At 35.7% G+C, this 23298-nt stretch carries 16 protein-coding genes; 3 read left to right on the plus strand and 13 right to left on the minus strand.

Annotated features, from left to right (window positions below):
• Positions 1 to 8: 8 nt before the first annotated feature.
• Entirely contained in the window at positions 9 to 1166 is a 1158-nt protein-coding gene (locus tag ACFSRZ_RS06795) for an alpha-hydroxy acid oxidase (protein WP_379665785.1), read from the plus strand.
• Between the two features lie 121 nt (positions 1167 to 1287).
• The gene (locus ACFSRZ_RS06800; protein WP_379665786.1) at positions 1288 to 1890 is read left to right on the plus strand and encodes a Crp/Fnr family transcriptional regulator; all 603 of its coding nucleotides are present in this window, start codon (positions 1288 to 1290) and stop codon (positions 1888 to 1890) included.
• A 470-nt stretch (positions 1891 to 2360) separates the two neighbouring features.
• On the opposite strand, the gene ACFSRZ_RS06805 is transcribed toward ACFSRZ_RS06800, so the two are convergent.
• The 3 genes from ACFSRZ_RS06805 to ACFSRZ_RS06815 are packed head-to-tail and all read right to left on the minus strand — an operon-like array spanning position 2361 to position 4214.
• Positions 2361 to 3248, minus strand: coding sequence for a DUF5777 family beta-barrel protein (locus ACFSRZ_RS06805; protein WP_379665787.1), 888 nt, complete (start codon positions 3246 to 3248; stop codon positions 2361 to 2363).
• Positions 3238 to 3783: a YceI family protein gene (locus ACFSRZ_RS06810; RefSeq protein ID WP_379665788.1), complete on the minus strand. Its 546-nt coding sequence runs from the start codon at positions 3781 to 3783 to the stop codon at positions 3238 to 3240. The genes ACFSRZ_RS06805 and ACFSRZ_RS06810 overlap by 11 nt, the downstream gene beginning before the upstream one ends.
• A complete protein-coding gene (locus ACFSRZ_RS06815; protein ID WP_379665789.1) occupies positions 3780 to 4214 on the minus strand; it encodes an OB-fold protein in 435 nt (144 codons plus the stop codon). The genes ACFSRZ_RS06810 and ACFSRZ_RS06815 overlap by 4 nt, the downstream gene beginning before the upstream one ends.
• Positions 4215 to 4410: 196 nt before the next feature.
• Between ACFSRZ_RS06815 and ACFSRZ_RS06820 the strand changes: the two genes are divergently transcribed.
• Positions 4411 to 5526, plus strand: a complete 1116-nt coding sequence (locus tag ACFSRZ_RS06820) for a LytTR family transcriptional regulator DNA-binding domain-containing protein (RefSeq protein WP_379665790.1) — start codon at positions 4411 to 4413, stop codon at positions 5524 to 5526.
• 95 nt (positions 5527 to 5621) lie between these two features.
• On the opposite strand, the gene ACFSRZ_RS06825 is transcribed toward ACFSRZ_RS06820, so the two are convergent.
• The 10 genes from ACFSRZ_RS06825 to ACFSRZ_RS06870 all read right to left on the minus strand — a co-directional run bounded on the left by ACFSRZ_RS06825 (position 5622) and on the right by ACFSRZ_RS06870 (position 23292).
• Complete coding sequence (locus ACFSRZ_RS06825) at positions 5622 to 6512, minus strand: glycoside hydrolase family 17 protein (protein ID WP_379665791.1); 891 nt, start codon at positions 6510 to 6512, stop codon at positions 5622 to 5624.
• A gap of 21 nt (positions 6513 to 6533) precedes the next feature.
• Positions 6534 to 7961, minus strand: a complete 1428-nt coding sequence (locus tag ACFSRZ_RS06830) for an MFS transporter (RefSeq protein ID WP_379665792.1) — start codon at positions 7959 to 7961, stop codon at positions 6534 to 6536.
• Positions 7962 to 7973: 12 nt separating this feature from the next.
• A complete protein-coding gene (locus ACFSRZ_RS06835) occupies positions 7974 to 9467 on the minus strand; it encodes a glycoside hydrolase family 30 protein (RefSeq protein ID WP_379665793.1) in 1494 nt (497 codons plus the stop codon).
• A gap of 2 nt (positions 9468 to 9469) precedes the next feature.
• Positions 9470 to 10729, minus strand: coding sequence for a glycosyl hydrolase family 17 protein (locus ACFSRZ_RS06840; protein ID WP_379665794.1), 1260 nt, complete (start codon positions 10727 to 10729; stop codon positions 9470 to 9472).
• A gap of 16 nt (positions 10730 to 10745) precedes the next feature.
• Positions 10746 to 14228, minus strand: coding sequence for a hypothetical protein (locus ACFSRZ_RS06845; RefSeq protein ID WP_379665795.1), 3483 nt, complete (start codon positions 14226 to 14228; stop codon positions 10746 to 10748).
• The gene (locus tag ACFSRZ_RS06850; RefSeq protein ID WP_379665796.1) at positions 14228 to 15499 is read right to left on the minus strand and encodes a glycoside hydrolase family 2 TIM barrel-domain containing protein; all 1272 of its coding nucleotides are present in this window, start codon (positions 15497 to 15499) and stop codon (positions 14228 to 14230) included. Before ACFSRZ_RS06850 ends, ACFSRZ_RS06845 begins: the two co-directional genes overlap by 1 nt.
• A gap of 258 nt (positions 15500 to 15757) precedes the next feature.
• Positions 15758 to 18556 carry a helix-turn-helix and ligand-binding sensor domain-containing protein gene (locus ACFSRZ_RS06855; protein WP_379665797.1) on the minus strand — a complete coding sequence of 933 codons (2799 nt, stop codon included), beginning with the start codon at positions 18554 to 18556 and terminating at the stop codon, positions 15758 to 15760.
• The gene (locus tag ACFSRZ_RS06860) at positions 18556 to 20139 is read right to left on the minus strand and encodes a solute:sodium symporter family transporter (RefSeq protein ID WP_379665798.1); all 1584 of its coding nucleotides are present in this window, start codon (positions 20137 to 20139) and stop codon (positions 18556 to 18558) included. Before ACFSRZ_RS06860 ends, ACFSRZ_RS06855 begins: the two co-directional genes overlap by 1 nt.
• Positions 20140 to 20313: 174 nt before the next feature.
• On the minus strand, positions 20314 to 21234 hold the full coding sequence (locus ACFSRZ_RS06865; protein ID WP_379665799.1) for a glucan endo-1,3-beta-D-glucosidase: 921 nt from the start codon (positions 21232 to 21234) through the stop codon (positions 20314 to 20316).
• A gap of 12 nt (positions 21235 to 21246) precedes the next feature.
• Positions 21247 to 23292, minus strand: coding sequence for a PKD domain protein (locus ACFSRZ_RS06870; protein WP_379665800.1), 2046 nt, complete (start codon positions 23290 to 23292; stop codon positions 21247 to 21249).
• Positions 23293 to 23298: the final 6 nt, after the last annotated feature.

The following is a 23298-nucleotide window of genomic DNA, read 5'->3' on the forward strand; positions in this document are numbered from 1 at the left end:
CAATGAGTATGACTAATGATTTTTTGTTTGATGCCCGATACCCTTCAGTGGACGATTTAAGGAAGCGAGCTCAAAAGCGTATTCCTAAATTTGCTTTTGAATACCTAGATGGAGGATGTAATGAAGATGTGAATCTGAAAAAGAACACTACAGAGATTCGAGAAATTGAGTTGATTCCAAACTACCTAAAGAAACACCAACCTCCTTCTTTACAAACAGAGTTGTTTGGGCATATTTATGATGCTCCTTTCGGAGTTGCGCCAGTAGGACTTCAAGGACTCATGTGGCCTAATAGCCCGGAAATATTAGCCAAAGCAGCATTACAACACAACCTTCCTTTTATTCTAAGCACTGTAAGTACAAGCAGTATAGAGCGAATAGGCGAGATTACAGAAGGAAAAGCATGGTTTCAATTATATCATCCCGCCAAAAACGAATTAAGAGACGATATTATTAAAAGAGCCGCTACTAGCGGGTATGATGTGCTAGTTATTCTTTGCGACGTTCCTACTTTTGGTTACCGCCCAAGAGATATTAGAAACGGACTGGCAATGCCTCCCAAAATGAGTATGCAAAACATAATGCAAATACTAAAAAAACCACGTTGGGCTATGGAGACTCTCAAATACGGACAACCTCGTTTTAAGACCTTAGAGCCTTATATGCCTAAAAATTTAGACCTAAAACAACTCGGTAAGTTTATGAATGATACTTTCTCCGGAAAGTTAGATGAAGATAGAATTGCTGCGATACGAGATATGTGGAAAGGTAAGCTGGTTCTCAAAGGTGTAGCAAGCCTAGCTGATGCAGAAATGGCTCATAAACTAGGGCTAGATGGAATTATAGTATCCAATCATGGAGGTCGTCAATTAGATGCAGGTGAGTCTTCAATAAAACCTTTGATTCGTATCGCTGAAAAGTATAGAGATCAAATGACCATAATGATGGATAGTGGATTAAGATCCGGGCCGGATATTGCTAGATGTATGGCTGCAGGGGCACAATTTACTTTTATGGGAAGATCGTTTATGTATGGTGCAGCTGCTTTGGGAGCCAAAGGAGGAAATCATACGATGACGATGTTAAAAAAACAACTACAGCAAGTTTTGGAGCAAATTTGTTGTGAGAAGATTACAGATCTTCCAAAGTATCTTAAAATCGAGTAAACAAATAAGATCGTATCATAAATACCATTTTGGCAATAATTTTTAAGAAAGCGTTATTATTTCAAAAATATTAGTACATTAGGTACCTCTCCCATTTCTTTTTACAAAGACCATATTAAGTATGGATTTCAGAAGAATATTTCAAAACGCTGAAGTCAGCGGCTTTGATATATCTCCACTTACTGAGCTGCTTTCATTTGAGCAAATCAATGAATTGCTGAGTCTAGTAGAGATCAGGGAATTTAAAAAAGGAGAGATCTTAATTCAAAAAGGAGTTGTTGAAGATCGGTTTTTTCTATTGAGAAAAGGTGTGGTAAGCGCAGCAATAGTAGACAGTACAGGAAAAACATTTAATAGGTCTTTACTAACTACCTATCAGGTGTTTATGTCTTCTTTGGTGTTTCGAAAAAAGCCCGCTAGACTTACCTATACTTGCTTAACGAACTGTGAAGCCTATGTTGGAAACTTTAAAGATTTTCAGAAGCTAACACTCAAACATCACGAGGTTTCTATCTTCTATAATAAGATCCTTCAAGAGGTTTTTGTACACTTTGATGACAAGCTCATTCGATACGGTGCTTCCAATGCTACAGAACGATATTTACAGCTTATAAAAGAAGAGCCTAGAATAGAATCTTTGATCTCACAAAAAGAAATTGCCTTTGCTTTAGGCATCACTCCTGTGCAGTTAAGTCGTATAAAAAGTGCTCTAATTAAGAAATAGTTAGCTGAAATACAAAATACTACTGTAAAAACAATAACAAATGTTATGGTTTTTTAAAGAGATCAAAACTAGCTTTGTCTTTAGATTAGCATATTATCTTAACAGGATTAGAAAAGGTTAATATTGCATAAATACTTGTTATGTAAATTAAAAAGTTATGGGGGAATTTTAAGCTTTGAGACAATTATTTGACCAAAATAGATTCGAAGAAAAAGTCATCTTATTTCGATCATCTGAAAAATCTATTTTGGGCAATATTAACTGAAAAGAATTAGGGTAAGATTAGAAAGTAAAAGCCACTCGACATGAGTGGCTTTTGCATTAACAATAATAAGCTTAAAAATTCCCCCAAATTTTCAACTATTATTTTTCTAATTTACTTATCTGATGATACAAAGTAAATTAGTTCATAGTTGCCCAACAATTTAAGTTGGCTGAATGGGAAAATTTCTGTTTAAAAATGAAATTCTTTAGAGTTGGATGAAATATGTGGCATGAAAACCAAAGAATAAATTTCCGTCTCTGAAATTAAAATTCCTCGAACTTCTTGTTATAAAAGCATCTTCTACGAAGTGAGGAGTATGCGTGAGTTTAAACTGTAACATCAGATCACTCATTTCCCAATTTACCCCTAAAGCAAATGGATTGTATGTATTGATAGACTGAATAGGGTTGGCTACATAATAGTATTCACTGGCAATGGATACATGAGGAGAAACCTTATATCTTGCTCCAAACCCTAAAGCAAAATGATTTTGATCATCGCCCGGCCAAAACTCTGTATTTCTCTTGATAAATGTAGGAGCTATTTGAAAAGAAAAGTTTCTTGTAAACTTTCGGGCAATTAAAAGCTGAGTTGTAAAAGCTAACTTATCATTAAAACTATCATTAGGAACAATGGTATATACAGATCCGCTGCTGCTATTGTAGGTAGCCGTTTGCAATACCGTAATACTTATTTTGTTTCCTCCGTTCTCTTGCTGATGAAGCAAACGGTATTTAAAAAAGGTATCATATATATTTCCTACAGAAGAAAAACCGGCACCAAAAGTTAGACGATCTGAAATACCATATTCCAATCCAAATCTTGCAGACATTCTATCTGCAACAAACGAATTGCTTTGCTCTGCTTCTGTATTCCAATAACGGGTCATAGCAGAAACTTCAAGTACATTTTTCTTTCGTGTTTCTACAGAGTGTCCTAATAGAATTCTTGTCGCTTTAAATGTAGCAATGGTATTAAAAGGTTTGTTAGAAGATTCCTTTTTTAAAATATCGGCAAGGGTATCCTGTGCGAAAGAAGCAGGAACAATCCCAAAAGATAAAAGTGCTACAAGAAAAATGGTTCTAATTCTCATAAAGTTCGTATTGGAAGTTAAATGAAACTTGAATTTTCTTAGCAATATTGGCAGACAAAACTCTAGGAACTCTAATATCATGATCTTTGATCTTAACCTCTAGTTCACCTTCAATTTTATAAGAATTTTGTTCTTTGGTAATGGTTACTTTTACATCAAGAGGCTTTGTAATTCCACGAAGCGTAAAATCTCCTCTGACAATTCGGGTTTGAACTTTTGCATTGGGATCAAAATCCAGAATTTTCCCTTGTAAAATAGCCTCAGGGTACAAATCAGATTCAATATAGCTCTCATTAAAATGCTCATACATTAACGACTTTTTAAATTCAAATGTTCGCATTAAAACCTGAACACGAATCTCTCCTGTGCTAGATTCTAAAACACTTTGAACAGCAGTACTTGTAGCTTGAATATTTTCTACAGGAGTATACGAGAAGAACGTAATTGTACCTTCACGCTCAATAAATGGCTTTTCTTTCTTAGAAACAAAGCTTAAACAAATCACTAAAAAAAGTAATAGTAGTTTTTTTCTCATAGATCGTTGTCGTCAATGATGATGCAATTTAATAATATTGCATCTAATAAAACACCTTTAAAGATTCCTTTTACAATAACATTTTGTCCCGGGGCTAGTTCAACAACATTGGGATTCTGATTTATTTGCATTTTACACAGAACATATCGGTCTTTTAGGTTGCTTGTAAGTAATAAGGAGTATCTCCCTTCTTTTAAGGTTATTTTCTTTAAAACCCCTCTTACCTCAATAGCTTTATCAACCAGCCCTTGTATTTGAGGTTGGTTATTATCGTCAAATAAGGAAACAAATTCATTGGAGGTAAGTTGCGCATGTGTATCTATAAATCGTGTGTCCGGCATGTTTCGGTTTGCATAGATCAAAATCATCATTACACAAGTAATAAGAATGATGGTTATGATAAATCCGGATTTTTTTAGACGATCTCTCACGCGTAACAAATAAGGTCTTCTCTATAAACAAATGTAAAAGTAGGACTCTTACAGTTTACAAAGTAACTTTTGAAAGCAAAAACAAGCTGAAAAGGAAATTTTGAAGTTAAAAAGGAACTTAAAAGGTCTAGAGTTCTTCATTTTGAATAGCAATGTTGTATTTTCGTTAGGACGAATTACGATAAATATTTGCAGCGTGAAAAATTACAGATATTACATTTACACTGTAGTTACACTTTTGGTGTTTTCTGTTTTAGCTTCCTTTTTTGGGGTTCCTTATGTTTCCAAAATAAATGGAATACAATTGCTAAACAGCGAAATTACTTCAGCACAACAACAAGCAAAACAAGTAGCCTTTTTGGCAGGTGATGCTTTTGAAAAACAAGAGAAAGGTAAGATTGCATCAAGCATTCAAAACTCCTTAAAGGGAACGAAAGAACACAATGTGTTTATCTCAGTTTTGGATTGGTCAAGTACAATTATCAGTCACCCGGATATTACTTTGGTAGGAAGTAAAAATGAGCAGGAGAGCACAAGGAATATGGAAGCAATTCCTGTAGGAGAAGAGCTTTACAAAGTAATCAAATCAATGAGTAGTATAGAAGAAGGTCAAACCGAGATCTTATATACAACTCCAGTAAAAAACTCAGACTGGATTGTAGTTGCTCATTTAAATATGTCCAATATTGTAGACTTAATGAATCAGCAAAAGAACCAGATTTATCTGATCTTTTGTTTGATTATGTTGGTATTGATGGTAGTGGTTTTGGGAATTGTAAGGATCATAACCGGATATTATGAAAATCAACTAAGTCTGAAAAATTCGAGATTAGAAGACGGTGTTTTGAGCTTATCAAAATTAAATACCTCCTTAGAGAACTATCAGAAAAAACTGAATGAGATCACAACATTTAGCAGCAATACAGAAACAGTTGCTGCTGCCGATACACAACAACCTATTCCTAAAGAAAAGGAAAAGCAACGTATCCTTACTTATGTTAGAAATGAATTAATGCCTGTATCTACAGAAGATATTGGTTATATCTATGTAGAAAATACCATTACATATGTAGTTCAAAAGGATGGAAAAAGATCGACAACTAGCGAAAGTTTAGATCAGATATATTCTTATTTAGACGAAAAATCTTTCTTTAGAGCCAACAGACAAATCATTGTGGCAATCTCTGCCATAGAAAAGATCATCAAGTTTGGAAATAGCAAACTCAAGATTCAGGTAAACCCTCCATCTGAGATCGATATTATAATCGGAAAAAATAAAGCTGCTGCTTTTAAACAGTGGTTAGATTTATAAAAAGAAAACCATTCTAAAAGAACGGTTTTCACACAAGTAGTCATAATATTTCTTCAAAAATTATGACACAGGACTTTTAAACCTACTTGGTAGTTTTATTTATATTTTAAACTCTCATTTTTATCCCAAATACCCCAATAGGCTCCAACGTCTCCTTCAGAACCTACCTTCCAAGATTCATCAAAAGAAGAGAAATAAAAGATCTCGATTTCTTCTTCTTTAGACCATTTTTGGGTGTTGATAAAGTATTTGATTGCATTTTCTTCGGAAGGAAATGCTCCTTCTAAGTTGGTTCCCTCACTTGGCCAACCGGTTTCTGTGATGATCACTTTTTTTCCATTACCGGCTTGCAAAGCTCTATTATACATATCTTTCATGTATAGCAATGAGTAATCTTGGTCACAACCCTCCCAAAAAGGATAGCAATTGGCAAGAATTATATCACAAGCCTCTGTGATGGCAGGACGCTCATAAAATTCATAATAGGCATCTACATAGCCTACAGGAATATTCTTTGGAATTTGCTTTTTTACATAATTCAAATGCTCTAACAACTCTTCTTCAGTTAGATCACCTCTATACATGACTTCATTTCCAACAGCAGCAACATCTACATAACCTTCATTGGCCAGATGAATAAGATTTTCAACTTCATTGGCATTAATCTCTGGATCATCACCTAGCCAAGCTCCAACCAAGGTTTTCATTCCGTATTCTTGGGCAATTTTGGGAATCATTTCATTCCCTTCTGTACAAGAAAAGGATCGAATCCATTTTGTATAAGGCTTGATAATTTCTAAACGCCTTCTAATTTGCTCTTCAGAAAGCTGATCTCCTGGTTCTTGTCCTTCTTCATAAGGGCTAGAGCAAAAACCATGTATACCAGACTCTAGAACTTTTCTAAAGAGAGCTCTTAGATCATCAATAGATTTGTTGGCATAATCAATATTTGCCAGGGCTAATTTTTTTTCAATTCTTATAGACATAACTCATGATCATTTGAAAAATTAAACTTTATTCTTTCTCCGTTTTTCTAATTCGGTGCGTATTTCATTGGCACGTTCTTCATTAATACTATAGTTGCGCATAATGTACATGGCTAAAAGGGTTCCTAATAAAGGGAAGAAACAAAAGAAAGCATGCAAGCCGTCTACGGCAGCTTGTTGATCTGTAGTGGCCAAATCAGGATTAAACCCTACAACAGCAATAATAACACCACTTAAGGCACCAGCAATTGCAAATCCAATCTTTACCATCCACCAATAAATAGCACCAAAGATTCCTTCTCTTCGTTTTCCGGTATTAAGTTCGTCAACATCAATAACATCAGCGGTCATAGACATCATAAGTGTAAATAAACTTCCAATTCCAAATGAGAAGAATGGCAATGCTATAATGTACATCCATGGCTTACCGGGAATAAATAAGAACCACAACAGAATGTATCCTATAATTGAGATTCCTTGTGCCATTAAAAATGCTTTTTTCTTACCAAAAACTTTCGACATTTTTGTTACTACAGGAATTACAATAAAGGTAGTTCCTAGGGCGCCTAAAGCACCAAATAAAGAAACCCAAATACCTGTGGCTTCTGCATCTCCATTAAATAATTTATAGACAATGACAAAAAATGTAAGTGCGGCAACCGTATTAAAAGCATTGAAAATTAAAAAGGTAGCACCACATAATTTTCTGAATTCTTTAATCTTAAAAGCTTCAACAAAACTGTAGTAGATCTTTTTTAAACTATTTCCAATATTTGACCTGTTCAGAGGCTCATAATCTTTATCAAGTGTAGATTCACTTTTTAGAAATAATGCCGGTACCATAGCACAGATTGCACAAGGAATAGCAACCCAAATAGATAATTGTCTTACAGCAACTTCAGCTGAAGGAAACCAATCGGGATCGTACATAATGATCCAAAATAGCGGAGCGATTACCCAAGCCCACTGTCCGATCCATTGTGCAACAGCCATTATGTGAGTACGTTCATGAAAATCATCACTCATTTCATAACCCATGGCTACATAAGGAACACTAAATAAAGTAAGGCCTAAATAGAAAACGATAGACCATAAAAGGAAGTACCAGAAGTTATATTGTAACGAGCTTTCTTTAAAAAGTTGCCACATAATAATGTAGGAAACACCCATTACAATTGCACCTATCAATACATATTGTCTACGTCTTCCCCAGCGAGATTTTGTGTTATCGGAGATAAACCCCATAATTGGATCTGTGATAGAATCAAAAACCCTAGGTAAGAAAAAGATAATACCCCACATCCATCCTGGAAACCCAAGGTCTTCTACCAGAACCACCATAAAAATCCCCATAATGGCAGGAAACATCTGATTGGCAAACATTCCTAATCCAAATGCGACCTTATCTCCAAAAGGGACTTTTTGTTTTATTGCGACAGGTTTAGCCATAGTTTGTTTGTTTTAATTGTTGATCATAATAGTTTGTATAGCTTGTGGATTGATAGATAGAGGTTTTGACAGATCATTTAAATTCAATTGAAATGATTTAGGGTCTTTTGTTGGATTGAAAACAATAATAGCAATGCTATTATCAGGGTTTTTTGTGGCTGTTACCATCAAGGAATCGTCGGTATTTTTAAAATCAATGCGTTTTGCTCCCGGTCTGATATACTTGCTAAAGTGAGCTAAGGTGTAGTAGATAGGAGTATAGTATACTTCGTCTTTTTCAGGATCTACAATCACAGGAGCCACACACCAGTTTTTAAACCAGTTTGGACCTCCTTGTGTGTCTAATACCATGTTCCAGTCTACCCATCCATCTACCCAATTGTTCAAGCAACCGATAATGTCTCTTGCATAACGATACACAGGGACATATTTTGGGTGCAAGTGTTTTTGATGTTCCGGAGCCCAATCCCATCCCCAGTCTGTAGCTTCTTTGCTCCAATACCATGCGTCGTCTTTCCATTTTGGAACTTCAGAGTCTACACAGGCTTCGGTTTGGATCAAGTATTTGTTGGGTGCTTTTTTATGAGCGTATTGTAATGCTTTCGGAAAAAAATCATAAGTGCTTTCGTACCAATGAATGGCTGTTCCGTCATAGTATTTTGAGGAAGCTTCGTCTTTGTACATGACATCTACCCATTCTTTAATGCCTTCTCTGTTTTGATCGTATCCTAAAATGATCAAATCTCCTTTTCCATCAGCTTCTAATTTTGGTCCCAAATGATTTTGAACAAAATCGGTCATCTCTTCAGGAGAGAACAACATACTTTCCCAATTGTCGCCATTTCCATGAGGTTCATTTTCTACAGTAAAGCCCCATATATCAATTCCTTCTGCATTGTATGCATCAACATATTTAGAAAAGAATAAAGCCCATGTGTCATAGTATTCAGGAAGTAATTTACCACCTACCCACTTTTTATTGTCTTTCATCCAAGGAGCGGCAGTCCACGGAGATGCAAAGAGTTTGAATCCCTCTTTTGAGATAGCCATTGCATCTTTGATCATTGGGATAAGATCGTCTTTGTCTTCTTTTATAGAAAAATGCTTGAGTTCTTTATCTCCTTCAACAGGAGTATATGAGTAGTTGGTGAGCGAAAAATCACAAGAGTTCATGTGGGTGCGAGTAAGCGAATAATTAGCTCCTTTTTCACTAAAATAGGCCTCCAAAACCTCTTGACGATTTTCTTTGCTCAACTTGTTTAATAAGTATGCCGAAGATTCTGTAAAAGCTCCCCCAAAACCAGTAATGGTTTGATATTGTTTTTCAGGAAAAATGGTTACTTCAGAAGTGTTTTCTCCGAAAATTGTGAACTCATTAAGTTGAGTTAATTTATTTCCTCCTGCTGAGGTTTCCAACACAGTAACTTTAAGTTGTTTTTCTGGTATACAAGCCATAACCGATACTATCATTAGAGCAAAAAAACTATAGGTCTTGAATGGTTTCATAGTTAATGATTTGCTGTTGATGTTTTCTTTGCTGATGACGGTAATCCAACGTTTAGCAATAGTTGCTCTTTATTGCCATCAAATGTTTTTACTATAGGATTCCCTCCTCGTGTTAATCCTTTAAATATTCCCTGATCTACAAGGTTCCAAAGAGCATATTTAGCTTTACCTTCTATGGTGAAGAGGCCAAAATGATTTTCTGAGCCACCTGCATTTTGTGCATCTTTCCAGTTTTCATCAAAAGCTTCAAAATAAAAGCAAGACATTTTGGTTTCTTTGGTCCAATCACGCATGTGTTTGTAAAAGAGAGCCTCTTTGTATTCATCTGTGGCATTGCTTCCTTTCGAGCCATAATGTCCGTTTGAAAAAGAAGCCCAGCCTGTTTCTCCAATATGAATGGGTTTACGAACACCAATACTTTTCATATAATTTTTTACACTGTCGTATTGCGAAACAGCATATTGCTTTGCTTTGAGCATTAACTCATCAATTGCCTCTAAATGTGGTTTGTTTCCTTCAAACTCCCAAAAAACAGGATTGTAATGCGTATCGTGCATAGGATAGGTATGCATAGAGATGTAATCTACAGCCTTGATGAGCTTGTTAAGATCTTCTACATGATATTCCTCTGAACCGCCTCCCCAGGAAGCAAAATTGTCAGAGCTTGTGATCCACAGGTCTTTTGAAAGTTCTCCTTTTTGTTTTAACTCTTGCAAATGATTAACCCATTTTAAAATCACCCCGGGCTGTACGTAATAACTCCACGCCCATTTTACCATGGCTTCATTACCTACGGCTATTATTTTTACGATATCCGGATATTGTTTTGCTAAAGCAACGGCTTGAGCAATCTCTTTTTCATTGTTAAGACTTTCTGCATTGTGATTGGGATCAGAGGTCCAAGCATTGTCACAATCGATCCACGCGCCTAACATCACATACATTTCAAAAGATGTATTTTCCTTTTTCAGCTCATCAATTGATTTCAAAATATTTGAAGCCTGAGGCAAATGAACATTGTATGTTCTTAGAACCTTAACGCCCATTGCATGTAAGATCTTCATGTCTTCTTTGAGTTCATCTATGGTAGGTTGAACATCACGAGTAGTTTTTCGATAACCACCGTAAGAAATGGCTAAATAATCTGGATTTCCTAATATATCTTTTGCTGTCACTTGACTACGTTCTTTATTTTTATGAGTATCGCAAGACCACATGATTCCTGAAACAATGAATAGCGATAAAAGGACTTTTAATCTCATGTGGTTTGAGTTTGTTTTACTTCAATAGATCTTCTTTTACAAATACTTTTATTTGAGTAACCTCACCGGTTCTTTTGAAAACTTGCTGACTGATTGCATCACCAATAACTAACTGATCAATTACTTTTTGGCTTCCATCTTTAAAACTAATTGATAGGGCATCTTTCTCTGAAATTTCATACACAACAGGTACTTGACAGAATGTGAAGCCTAGAGAACCTTTTTCTAGTGTGATCGTTTTTCTTTCTTTGGAAAGACTCACATAGTGGAATGGTTTTGCCTTTTTGATAAACTCGCTTTTTCTCAATAAGCATGGGTGAAAATGAATTTTTCCTTGAGTTACAAAAACTCCTAATTCTCCAAAACGACTAAGAACATCTTCTTTTACCTGACCTGTCATTCCCGGTTGTTGAGCACCTTTACCTGCCGGTGTATGCGAATAAGGATCTGTTGGAAAAGCTCCATATAATGATGGAGACTTGTGTACCCCGATTCCTTCGTTGATCTCATAATAGTGTTCTAATAAATGACCAATCAACACATCACTTTCATTGTTATTCACGGCTTTGAGCGCACATTCTTGAACGGCTAACAATAATTTAGAAACCATGTGCCAATAAATAGAACCCAAACCTTCATAACCATAAAAAGTTCCGGATCTACCGGTAAATGCTTTATGGTTGAACACGTCTTCAAAAGCCTGAAGAACCTTGGGAGTATCTGAATCTACTAGAGATTGATATTTGCTCTCTGAAAGCTCATGAAGAGCTTCAGATAAATCATCGGCATTCTTAAAATTGCCATTAAAATGATATTTACCATTTACATCTTTCTCGATAATCTGAACATTACCATCTTTTAATAATTCTTGTAGAAGTTTTGAAGACAAAACGGTATCTTCAGGAATATTGTTTCGGTCTAAAAAACCTTTAAGTTCTTTGTTTGGGTACAGTAAATAACTGTATTGGTCATGTCTAAAAAGCTTGCTTTTTTTCAATGCATTTAAAACATCCAATGCTTCTTTTGATGAAAGATATCCTGAACTTAAAACAGCAACCTGACCTTCTAACATTTCGTTTAAATAAGAGATAGAAACAGAATTATCTCCGTTTACCGTCATTAAATTGTAAGCATGGTATAGATTGTCTGCTCTTTTATTGGCTTTAATAGAATGCTCTAAATATTGATTGCTGAGAGAGATAAACCTCTTAAGCTTCTTTAAAGAAAGTGCTGTTTTCCTTCCAGAAAAAGCATGCTCATAGATTTTAGTTCTGTAATCACTTCCCGATTTTCCAAGAGCATCTAAGATGATCTTTCTATTGGTATCATTAATAGAAGAATCAAGAAGAAGTGCGTGTTCTTCGAAGGTTTTTAAAACCTGATCAAAGAAGGTTAAAACCTCGTTAGAAACAGCTACCTCTTTTGTATGGGTAGTTGCTAATAGTTTATCAAAAAAAGTAAAGAAGCGATGTAAATAACAAAGCGTAACCATAGATACTCCGTTTCCTACCAAAGCGTTGTTAGCATCATTCCATTCCGGTCTTTGGGTATTCATCCAAATCCCCCCTTCAGGGATGAAATTGGATAGTTTAGCCAGTGATGTCGCCAATATTTTTTCAATGAAATTGACTTTAACAATAAATCTATTCTCATCTCTTAGCAACGCGCCATCTGCTCCTAACTCATTGCGCTCTCTGCGGATTTTTGCATCCAATTCTTCATCAAAAACAATGGTGTCTTTAGGGTTTTTCAATAAATCTTGATACGATTTTATCTTATAAGGAACATTTGCGTATACAAATAGATCTTTGCTAAAGAAACCTTCAAGTTTCCCTGGTTGATGGTTTTGAATGAACTCTAAAAACTTGAGTAAGTAGATGATTTGATGGTCTCCCCAATAACCAATATAAGACCAAGGATCATCAGGTTCAATCACCTCCCAGTCGAAACCGCTTTTGGTAACTCTATACGGGTTGTATCCATCAAAAGTTGTTGCATTCAAAAATTTATGGATCATACTTTCAATAAACTCAGGATATGAATGTGCAAGCGCTTCCCAGTTTTGGAAAATGTCTCGCCAATTTCCTTCATAATCTAAAATTTTAGAGCCGTCATCTTCATTTCTGGTATTGATCGAAAACTTGTTCCAAGGTCTACTAGGATCTCCATGTCTTCTGCTAAATTTTAACGGCATATACTCTAAACAAAGACGTCTAAAGTTCTTGTCATCGCTACTATTTGCAATATCTTGAATTGATGATAGGGAAAACACCTCGGGTAACTTAGCAAGAACTCCTTCTGATGTGCGAGCTACTTTCTTGTTTGCATTTTTTAGATAGTTGATAAAATCCCATTTTTCAATTTGATAGTTGTTGTCAAAAATTCCACCTCTCATGATGTTGAAAAGTGTATTTGAGAAATGACGTGTATCTTTTAAACTGTCTGCAGAGCACTGTATGGCATCAGATGCAGCGTTGAGATCTACAAGACGCTTTGTGCCCAATTCAATGTCTTTATATATTTCTTTCTCTAGAGAAGAGTTTTCTTGGATTTCTTTTGAAAGGCGAGCAATATCTGAATGATTTTGATTTACATTGGCTACAATCATCCACTCTTTTGACACCTCCGGAGAAAGTGAGATCTCCGCATTTACAAAATAGGCTCCCTTTTCTGCTTTGATATCTACTTCTTGCTTTACAGGTTGACAGGATCTAAAATTGTCTAGCTGCAACGATGATACTAAGTAAGTAGGATTTTCTAATCCGATAGACCATGCAACATTGGCTTTTAAGGCTTCACTAGCTTCGGCTTTATCAACCAAAATGGCGCTTAAAGCATAGATGCCTAATCCTGTAGATTCTTCCAATTCATTACGTTTGTATGCATCTACTAGGTTGCTGGATTGATTTTGTATATCACTTCCAATACTTGCCGGCATGATGTTTTGAATACCATCTAAAAGCTCCACTTTTAGAAGCTCTTTTGAAGTATTGATCAGTGTAGATTTTTTTACAAACCCAAACTGATTGCTTGAGTTCCATTCGTATCGGAAAATAAGTTCTAGATCATGATTAATTTCTTCAAAAATGATCTTGTTTCCATACTTGTTCTTGTACAAGTTTTGACTTGTACGGTAGTTTCCTAATGACCTTATCGCTAAGGGTTCCCACAAGTATTCTTGATTGTTTTTAGAAACTTTGAAAATAGATTTACTTCCAGTTATATCAGCAGATTCTGTGATCTTATCATCTGTGTAATAAGGAAACAGAGCATATTCGGCATTCTTTCTTCCGGCTGTCAAACCTCCGTTACTTGAAATAAACAACCAGTGATTGGAGTCGCTTACAATACTCATAAAAAAAGGACGCATTAAATCGCAATTAGAGATCTGGTAATACAATTCGTCATTGATACGAACAGATGTTAATGCAATGTCTTTTTTATGGTTCATGGTCTCTTTTGTCAATACGATATCACTCATCATGTGAATTGAATTCATTAATTTTTAGCCTCCTCTAGGGCTTTTTGTAAACTGATTTTTGAAAAGAACTCTTCAATACGTTTAACAGTCATGTTCTTTTCATAAGGATTGAGTTTGTGGGCTTCTTTCAGAGCGAAGTACGCAGCTCTTGGATGCAATGAATACAGTCCTTTTGAATTAGTAGGCCCTTTGACGCAAACTCCAAACCATTCCTCGTTCATATTGTTGCGCCCTTTTTTATAATCACTCTTATAGCCCCCGTTGGCCCATGATGCAGTTTTGTCATGGATCTTTAGGTTCACCGTTTGACCGGATTTCCACCACCCATCACTAAATTGGAAGGTAAACCCTCCAATAGAGTTTTCTGCTTTTCCTAAACCTGCGGCATTTTCATAAACTTCTTTCCAGTTGCCAATCATGTAGTAGGCTTGATCTTTTTGATCTTCTTGCATTTTGATGGCGTGAAAAGCATCAGCACCAAATTCTGTAAACAAAACAGGCTTGTTAAGTTGTCTTTTCACTTTTTCAAAAACATCTCCAAATGAAATACCTCTGTATACGTTTGTTCCAAAGATGTCCATGTCTTTGCATTCTTCCTTTATAATATCCAGAAATTGCAGATCGCCATTGCATATAGCAATAGGTTTAGAGCGATCTATCTTTTTCATGGCTAGGATAGCGTTATTGAAGAGTTGGTACATTGCTCGTGCCTGAGCCTTGGATTTTGGATCATCGGTTGGGATGTTTTCCGTTTCGGCTCCTTCCCAAAAAAGGCCGTAATTGTTTTCGTTTCCTAATAAGAAAAGAAGTAGCCCCGGAGTATTTTTATATTCTTCTACCATGGCAGTCACTTCTTTTAAAAGCTGCTTTTTCACTATGGGATCGCTGTAGTTTGTGTGTGCAATCCATTTTCCTTCAACAGATACACCATAACGACCAAATGCATGATTAAGCATTGTGTATATTCCGTAGTTCTTGTGAATGTATGTAATCCATTTAGGAGGAACTCCTGTGTATTGCCTAATGGCATTTACACCCATGTTCTTGAGTAAGGTCATTTCGGCATCCAACGCTTCTTTAATAATAGCATCCGGTTGCTGCCACAAACTGTAAGAATAATTTGTGCCAATAGGAAAGTAATCCCAGTTCATTCCATTGATCATAAAATTGCTTCCGTTGACCTTTAAAGTAATTCCGTCAGATTGATGATCAACAACAATACGATCAGTTTGTGCTGTGATGAATTGTATACTTAGTATCCAAACCAATGTTAGAAAAGCGTTCTTCATAAATAGGATTAACATTAGGGCACACAGTGCCGAAGCAAAAAATGCTTGATTCGTAAATTTAATACTAAGGGGTAAGGTTTTTTAAAACGAAACCTCAATAAAAAACATACATTATTAAAAAAACCTTTAAAAATTAGGGATTTCACAAAAAAAGCCCCCTGTAAATAGGATATTGCTAACATTGTAGGGGTCTGGTATATCCTTTAAAAAGCGCAAATGTTGTAGTATTGTATAGGTGTTTTTTAAAGATATTGAGGTTTACATGTGTAAAATGTAGCTTGATAAGCTCTCTTCATGCGGAAGATTCATCTTTTTACGCAATCGATACCTCTTCACTTCTACACTTCTAATTGAGATATTAAGAAGAGGTGCTATTTCTTTAGAAGATAGATTCAATCTAAGGTAGGTGCATAACCTAAGATCATTTGAGGTTAGATTTGGGTGCTGCTCTTTTAGTTTTTTAATAAAATCTTTATCGGTATTATTGAAAGCTTCTTCAAAGATTTTCCAATCATCAGTTGTGTTGAGATTTCTATTGATCATTTTTACAACTTTGGAAATATCATCTAGGTTTTTAGTGTTTCCCAACTCTTTTTTTATAGTGCTTAACAGCTCATTTCTTTTGATCAAATTCATGGCAGACATACCCAACTCTCTGTTTTTAGCTTCTATGTCTTTTTCCAGTTCTAAGTTTTTGAAATGCATCAATTGCTGTTCGTTCTCAAGTTGTTTGATCTCTAGTTCTTTTTCTTTTTGTTGAAGAAGTTTTTTTCGTTGATTTTTATAATAGCCTCTATAGATCATATGTACCAAAACAACAAAGAAAAAACCTGAAGCAAAGTAAATGACAATTGCAGAAGGCTTTAAATACCATGGCTTTTCAATAGTAAAGTTATAGCTGGCAATATTAGAAGTAACTGTGTCTCCAACTTTAGCCCTGACTTCAAATGTAAATTCTCCGTGAGGTAAATTCTCAAAAACAGCATCTGGACTTGTAGACCAATCACTCCAATTCTCGTTAAAATTCAATAATCGGTATTGGTATAATGATGGCAAATATTTGCTGTAGTCGGTTACGTTGAAGGAAAAATTCAAATGATTCTCTTTGTTTTCAAGGAGAGGTTCTTCAGAAAGGTTTAGCTTTTTGGGATCTACATTGAGTATATGGGCTGTTATGGCATCAATGGAAATACGATAATCTTCCTGGTTTTTGGTGTTTAACTCAGTGATAATGTATCCCCCGGTTGTACCAATCAAATATTTGTCGTTTCCAACATAGAGAATGTTCTCATAACCATCTTTAGTTTCTCTGATACTGTTCGATAAAGGCAAGTCTAAGAGTTGATAATTAGAGCTTAACTTACCACGTTCTGCATAGGTAATACTCCTGTTTGTAAAAGTAAATAGTCGATCATTTGTATTTACCAATCTTCCCGAACTATAATCTTTGGGATTATATAATTGACTAAAAGTATTGTCTTTAACAAATGTATTTAATGCTGTATTGTAGTAAAAAACGCCTTGATCTGAACCGTACAAAACTCTGTTGTTAAAAGTTGTAAGACTAGACTTAATGGCTTTGTCTACTTCAACTCTTGTATGTGAGATTACGTTTTCAAAATTGTTGTCAAGAACCAATTTGTAAACACCTTTGTGTTCATGACTTACCAATAGCTCGTTGGGTTTTACAAACTCGATATAACGAGAAGACATATTGTAGTTGTCCAACTTGTTTTTCAATCGCCATCTGCTGTTTCTGTTTTCTAGAATGTAAAGACCGTTGTAGTTACCTTGGATTAATAGAGTAGGAAGGTTTTCTAGTTCTTTAATTTGCCAAGTTCCTGCAACATCAGAGATTTGATCTGCCACACCGTTTTTGATGACAAAAGTTCCCTTATCGTGACCACAGAAAATAGTATTCTTCAACTTTTGCAAAGTCCATACCTGTCCTTCTGTTCCTTTGACAAAATTGAAGGTTCCTTTTTGAGTGTAATCTTTATAGAACAAACCTTGATTTGTTCCTAAGTACAGGATATTATCATCCATTAAAGTTGTGTAAACTGTACCTAAGATTCCTAAATAATCTTTGTACACTCTAAATGGCGCATTAAAATTGATGTTGTTGATTCCGTGGTCAGAGCCTAGCCAAACATTTCTTTTTTTGTCTTCAAATAAAGAGAGTACGGTATTGTTTCCAAGCCCGGTACTTTGATCGATTTGTTGGGTAATTCTTTTCGTTGCATCTATTAACAACACACCATGAGAAACGGTTCCTAGTAGGTAGCCACCATTCTTTAAACGAATGCTGTTGTATATGCTAAATTGAGCAAGTTGCCTGTTTAAATTAATATCCCAAGAAGTTACTGTGTTGTTGTTCAGAACAAAAAAACCTTTTTCTTTGGTTTGAATCAATAGTTGACCATTGTCCATAAAAATATTGACAACGACCTGATCTTTCAGTTGCCTATCATCAGTAACCAAGACCTCTTTTCCGCTTTCTATTTTGTAAATTCCTTGATTGATCTTTTGGAAATAGATGGTGTTATCAACCTTATACGCTTTGATAATGGTTGTTTCTGAATTGATAATGGAAAAGGTTTGATCCTTTGTGTTATAAATATAAATGCGGTCTAATGATTGAAAAATAATCCATTGTTCGAGTTCCAGAATGCTCCAAAACTCTTCATCTTCCAACAGATCAACTTTTAGTTGATCAACAATAGAGGTGTATTTCAAATTCCCATAATCGTCTTTTTCCCAATAGCCAAAGTCCATGTAAGAACCTGTATATATTTTGTCTTGAATGACTTTTACGGATCTTTTAATAGATGAATTTGATGACTCGTGCAATTGCCATCTAGCACCATTGTATGCTAGTAGCCCTTTGTTGTTTGCAAAGTAAATTGTTTGGTCGCTTCCCTGGTCGATTGCCCAGTTTTGATCTTCAGCACCATACACCTCAGGCATAAAAACTTCTATTGGAGGTAGCTCTTGAGCCGAACTCAATGCTCCTACAAAGAGAAATATAAAAGCTGAAATGTATTTTCTAAATCTCATTATCTAAAATAATAATACACACCAATAACGATGAAACATATAAGCAAACCAACCTTTTTGGCATACGGCCAAGGTTCAATATCTACCTGATTTGTATAAGATTGTACAAAGGCTTCTTTTCTTGGATATAACCTCCCGATCACAAGCATAATAGCTGTATTCATCACAAAAAGGAAGGCCATAATATCTAAGAAATGGAATCCGGAGAAAACCTCAGGACTATAGGCGTCAATAAAAATATAAGCAACATATAAGATCACTCCTGAAAGAAGTCCGACCTTAGCCGCAATAGCAGGAACTTTTTTAGTCAAATATCCCACTAAAAATATGGTTAGGATAGGAATACTGTAGATTCCGTTTACCTTTTGTAAATAGTCAAACAAACTGTCTTGTCCCAATAGAAGAGGAGCAATACACATGGAAGCAATTGCTAAAAAGACACCGAATATTTTCCCGGATTTCACTACTGATTTTTCTGAAGCTTCTTTGTTAATGTGTTGCTTGTAGATGTCGATTCCAAAAAGAGTAACAGAGCTGTTCAAAACACTATTGAATGAGCTTAAGATGGCTCCGAATAAAACAGCAGCAAAAAAACCAACCCATTCAGCAGGAAGCACTTTGTTTACCAACATAGGATAAGCACTATCTGCACTCTCCAAGTTTCCTTCAAACAAATGGAAGGCAACAATTCCGGGTAAAACAACAATAATAGGCCCCAATATTTTTATAAAAGAAGCCAAGAGAAGTCCTTTTTGTCCTTCTTTTAAGTTCTTTGCTCCCAGCGCTCTTTGTATGATCTGTTGATTTGTTCCCCAGTAGAAAAGTTGCACCAACATCATCCCTGTAAAAATGGTGTAAAAAGGAACCGGATCACTAGCCTCTCCCATTGATTTGAATTTGTCAGGGTTTTCTGTAGTTAAAGTAGAAAGACCATCAAAAAAGCTTCCGTCCCCTATCAAAAGGATTCCAAAAAACGGAATTAACAAACCTCCGATCAATAGACCTATAGCATTGATAGAATCTGATACGGCTACAGCTTTTAAACCTCCGAAAATGGCATAAATAGATCCTACAATTCCTATACCCCAAACACAGATCCAGATAGATTGTGTGTGACTAACGCCTAACAAGGATGGGATATCAAACATCCCACTGATAGCAATAGAACCGGAATATAAAATAATGGGAAGTAAAACAACAACATAACCGGTTAAGAACAATCCGGAGATAAGTGTTTTGGTCATGACATCAAACCTTCTTTCCAAAAATTGAGGAATGGTGGTAAGACCACCTTTTAAGTATCTTGGCAAAAGAAAAATTGCGGTTATTACCATAGCAATAGCAGCAAGTGTCTCCCAAGCCATCACAGACAAACCATTAGAATATGCCTGGCCATTTAACCCTACAATCTGTTCTGTAGATAGGTTTGTGAGTAGCAAAGAACCTGCTATAACTCCGGCAGTAAGACTTCTTCCTCCAAGAAAATAACCATCGGAAGAATGTTCGTTTGTTTTTTTTGTCGATAGATATGAAATGATAGCAACTAGAGCGGTAAACCCTACAAATGATATAATACTTAACATGTATTCAAGTTGTTTAGGTACTAATGTAGGATAAATATCTTAAAAAAAGGGCTTAACAGATTTTTTGTATAGTTAGATAAAAGGGTTAAATAAAAATTCAACATAGATAAAAAAGGAAAACTACTCTAAAAGCAGCTTTCCTTTTTTTAAGAATATTCAAAATTAATTAGTGATCTAATCTGTTGTTATAATGAACCACCAATCAAACTCATTATTTCCATCTGTTGTTCTTAACAGCATTTCATTAGGTAATGAACGATCGAAGATCTGATATTGATGATTCCCAGATGTGTAATACCCGATAAACCCAGTTCCTGTTAAGTTAATTGTCTCTACTCCGCTGGGTGCAGTTAATGCCCAATTGCCACTATAATCATCAAACGGAAAGTTTAAAACGTCAGCTCCATCAATAGTTCCTGACCCTGAATTTCCTAGATCATTATAAATTAGAGGATCTCTACCAAAGATTGTTCCGGTAGGGTCTGTTCCAGCTCCATCATTTGTATTATCTGTTATATGCATGAATGTTCCATCGGCATTAAAAATATACCTGTCATCATACATTCCAACCCCTACTTTTTCATCAACTCCAGCTCCATACCACTCTGTTGGAATAGTTCCTCCTACAGGACCTAAACCAAAATGCCCTGGCTTTTCTGATTTAATTCTCCATGTTTTCGAAGTTCCTCCATGAAGTTTATCAAGTAAATCAGCGGGAGGAGCATAAGTAGAAAGTACATCTACTTGGATGCTAGCACTAGAGGTAACTCCAGCAGTACCTGTAGCAATTACTGTTACAGTATATGTATGTACTCCGAGAATGGCAAAATTATAAGTAAGTCTTCCTGAAGGAGCAGGTGTTTCACTTCCATTGTAAACAAAAACGTATGAGACAGCATTATTTGCTGTAGCAGTAAAGTGTACTACTCCAGAGCCATCTCCATTTGGATTTGCTGCATCAGCACCTTCGATAGTAGCTGTTATCTGAATATTACTCGGAGGAATGATATCTCCAAAAACTTGATCTTCGTCTTGACAGCTTGTAAGAAGTGAAGTCAAGAATAAAGCACATATTATATATTTTATATTTTTCATAATCGTAAGTTCTTAGTTAGTGAGAGTCAGTTCATCATAGTAATAAATAGTATCATCACCTGAGTTTCCAAAGTCGAAGAAGATAACTACCCTAGTATAATCTGCAGCAGGGGCTCCACTAAAATCATAGATCAGTTCTTCCCATGTATTGGCATTCGTGGTGTTAAGGTCAACTTCATGAGTAATAGTTGCATTAGCATTTTCTAGCTTTAGCTTTACAACAGCTCCTACTTTAGGAGACCATGTTTTTACACTTATTTTACTATAGTTTGTTAAGTCTAAAGGTGAGGCTACTTCAAAGAATGTACCTGCCCAAAACTCTGCCCCATTACTTTTAGTTAATTTGGCAACATTTGCAGTAGTATTTGCACCCGTAGCATCTGGGTTAACAATTACTTCTGTTGCCGCAATATTACCAAAAACAGTAAATGCAGGTGGTGTGCCTTCAAAATCCTGGAAAGTTAATGGAGCTGGTCCTCCCGAATCATCTATTAGCTCAATCTCATCATAATAATAGATAGTATCATCACCCGAATTTCCAAAATCAAAGAAGATAACAACTCTTTTGTAATCAGCTGTGGGAGCAGCACTAAAATCATAGGTTAATTCTTCCCATGAGTTAGTGACCGTTGTGTTTAAATCTACTTCATGAGTGATGGATGCATTATCGTTTTCAAGTTTTAACTTCACAACAGCACCATTTTTAGGAGACCATGTTTTAAGACGTATCTTACTAAAATTCACTAAGTCAATAGGGGATGCAGTTTCAAAGAATGTACCTGCCCAAAATTCCGCTCCATTAGTTTTAGTCAACTTGGCAACATTTGCAGTAGTATTGGCACCCGAAGCATCAGGGTTGGCAACAACTTCTGTTGCAGCTATATTACCAAAAACAGTAAACGTAGGAGGTGTTCCTTCAAAATCTTCAATAGTACTAGTAACAATGCTACTAGGAGCTCTATGGAAATAAATATTGTCTATAAACACAGTACCAGCTGCCCATGGGTCACCAACAAATTTAAGTTGATGAATATCAGCAACGGTTAGACCTTGGTTTGTAAAGTCAGAAATAGGAATATCTATTGATGTCCATTCTCCAGCAGTTAAATCCGACCATACTGGTTTTTCACCATTTGAAACACTAATCAAAGAAGTTTCTATTCTAGAAACATCACCACTTGTCCAAACATCTAAATGAATGTATTCCATTCCGGTTACATCCTGAGGAGAACCAAATTGAATTCCTTGGTAGCTTAAATTCGTGTATTGTAGCATATCATCTCCATTAAGAGTAAACGTTCCCCAGCTACTTCCTTGTCCTCCTTGTCCCCAATCAGGGAATGTGTCTGTATTCGAAACATTGTCATAAGCAGATCCGTAAATAGAAATTACATCTTGAGGATTTCTAACAGGTGGAGTTGCAGCAGAGGCTACAGGTTGTAAGATTTCAGTTACTTCGAAATCTACTGTATATTCTGTAGTTTGGATGGCCGCTCCTTTTACTACAATTCTTAAAGAGTATGTTCCTGCATTTGCATAAGTATAAGAAATGGTTTCTCCAATATTGCTAGAAGCAACAGGGTCTGTATTTCCAGGTTCTCCTGAATAAAAATCGTAGCTAATAGCAAAATCTGCTGTTACATTAATGTTTACTTGCTTAGATACTGCAGCATCATTTTCTATGGTAACAACAAGATTTGATGGTGCTTGGAAAGAGACTGCTAAAGGAACTGTTACTTCTGTTACTTCCTCTTTGAGGTTAAAAGCTCTTACAGTAACATCATAGTTTCCTTCTGCATATGTATGTTCAATACTTTCGCCTGCAGTTATCGTAACATTATCTGATCCATCACCTAATATAACTTCGAAGGAGTTTGCTCCGTCAGCATTAGGAGTAATTGTAACAACCCCTGTATTGTCTTGCGTAACATCAAAAGTAGCAGAGACATTGGTAGGTGGTACAATGGTATCTAAAAATTCTAGGTCTCTATCTTTATCACAACTAATGATAACTAATAAGATAAGAGCTGTTTTGAATATATTTTTAAGTAGTTTCATAAGCTT

The sequence above is a fragment of the Pseudotenacibaculum haliotis genome (genome assembly GCF_042684245.1).
Classification (GTDB): Bacteria; Bacteroidota; Bacteroidia; order Flavobacteriales; family Flavobacteriaceae; genus Polaribacter; species Polaribacter haliotis_A.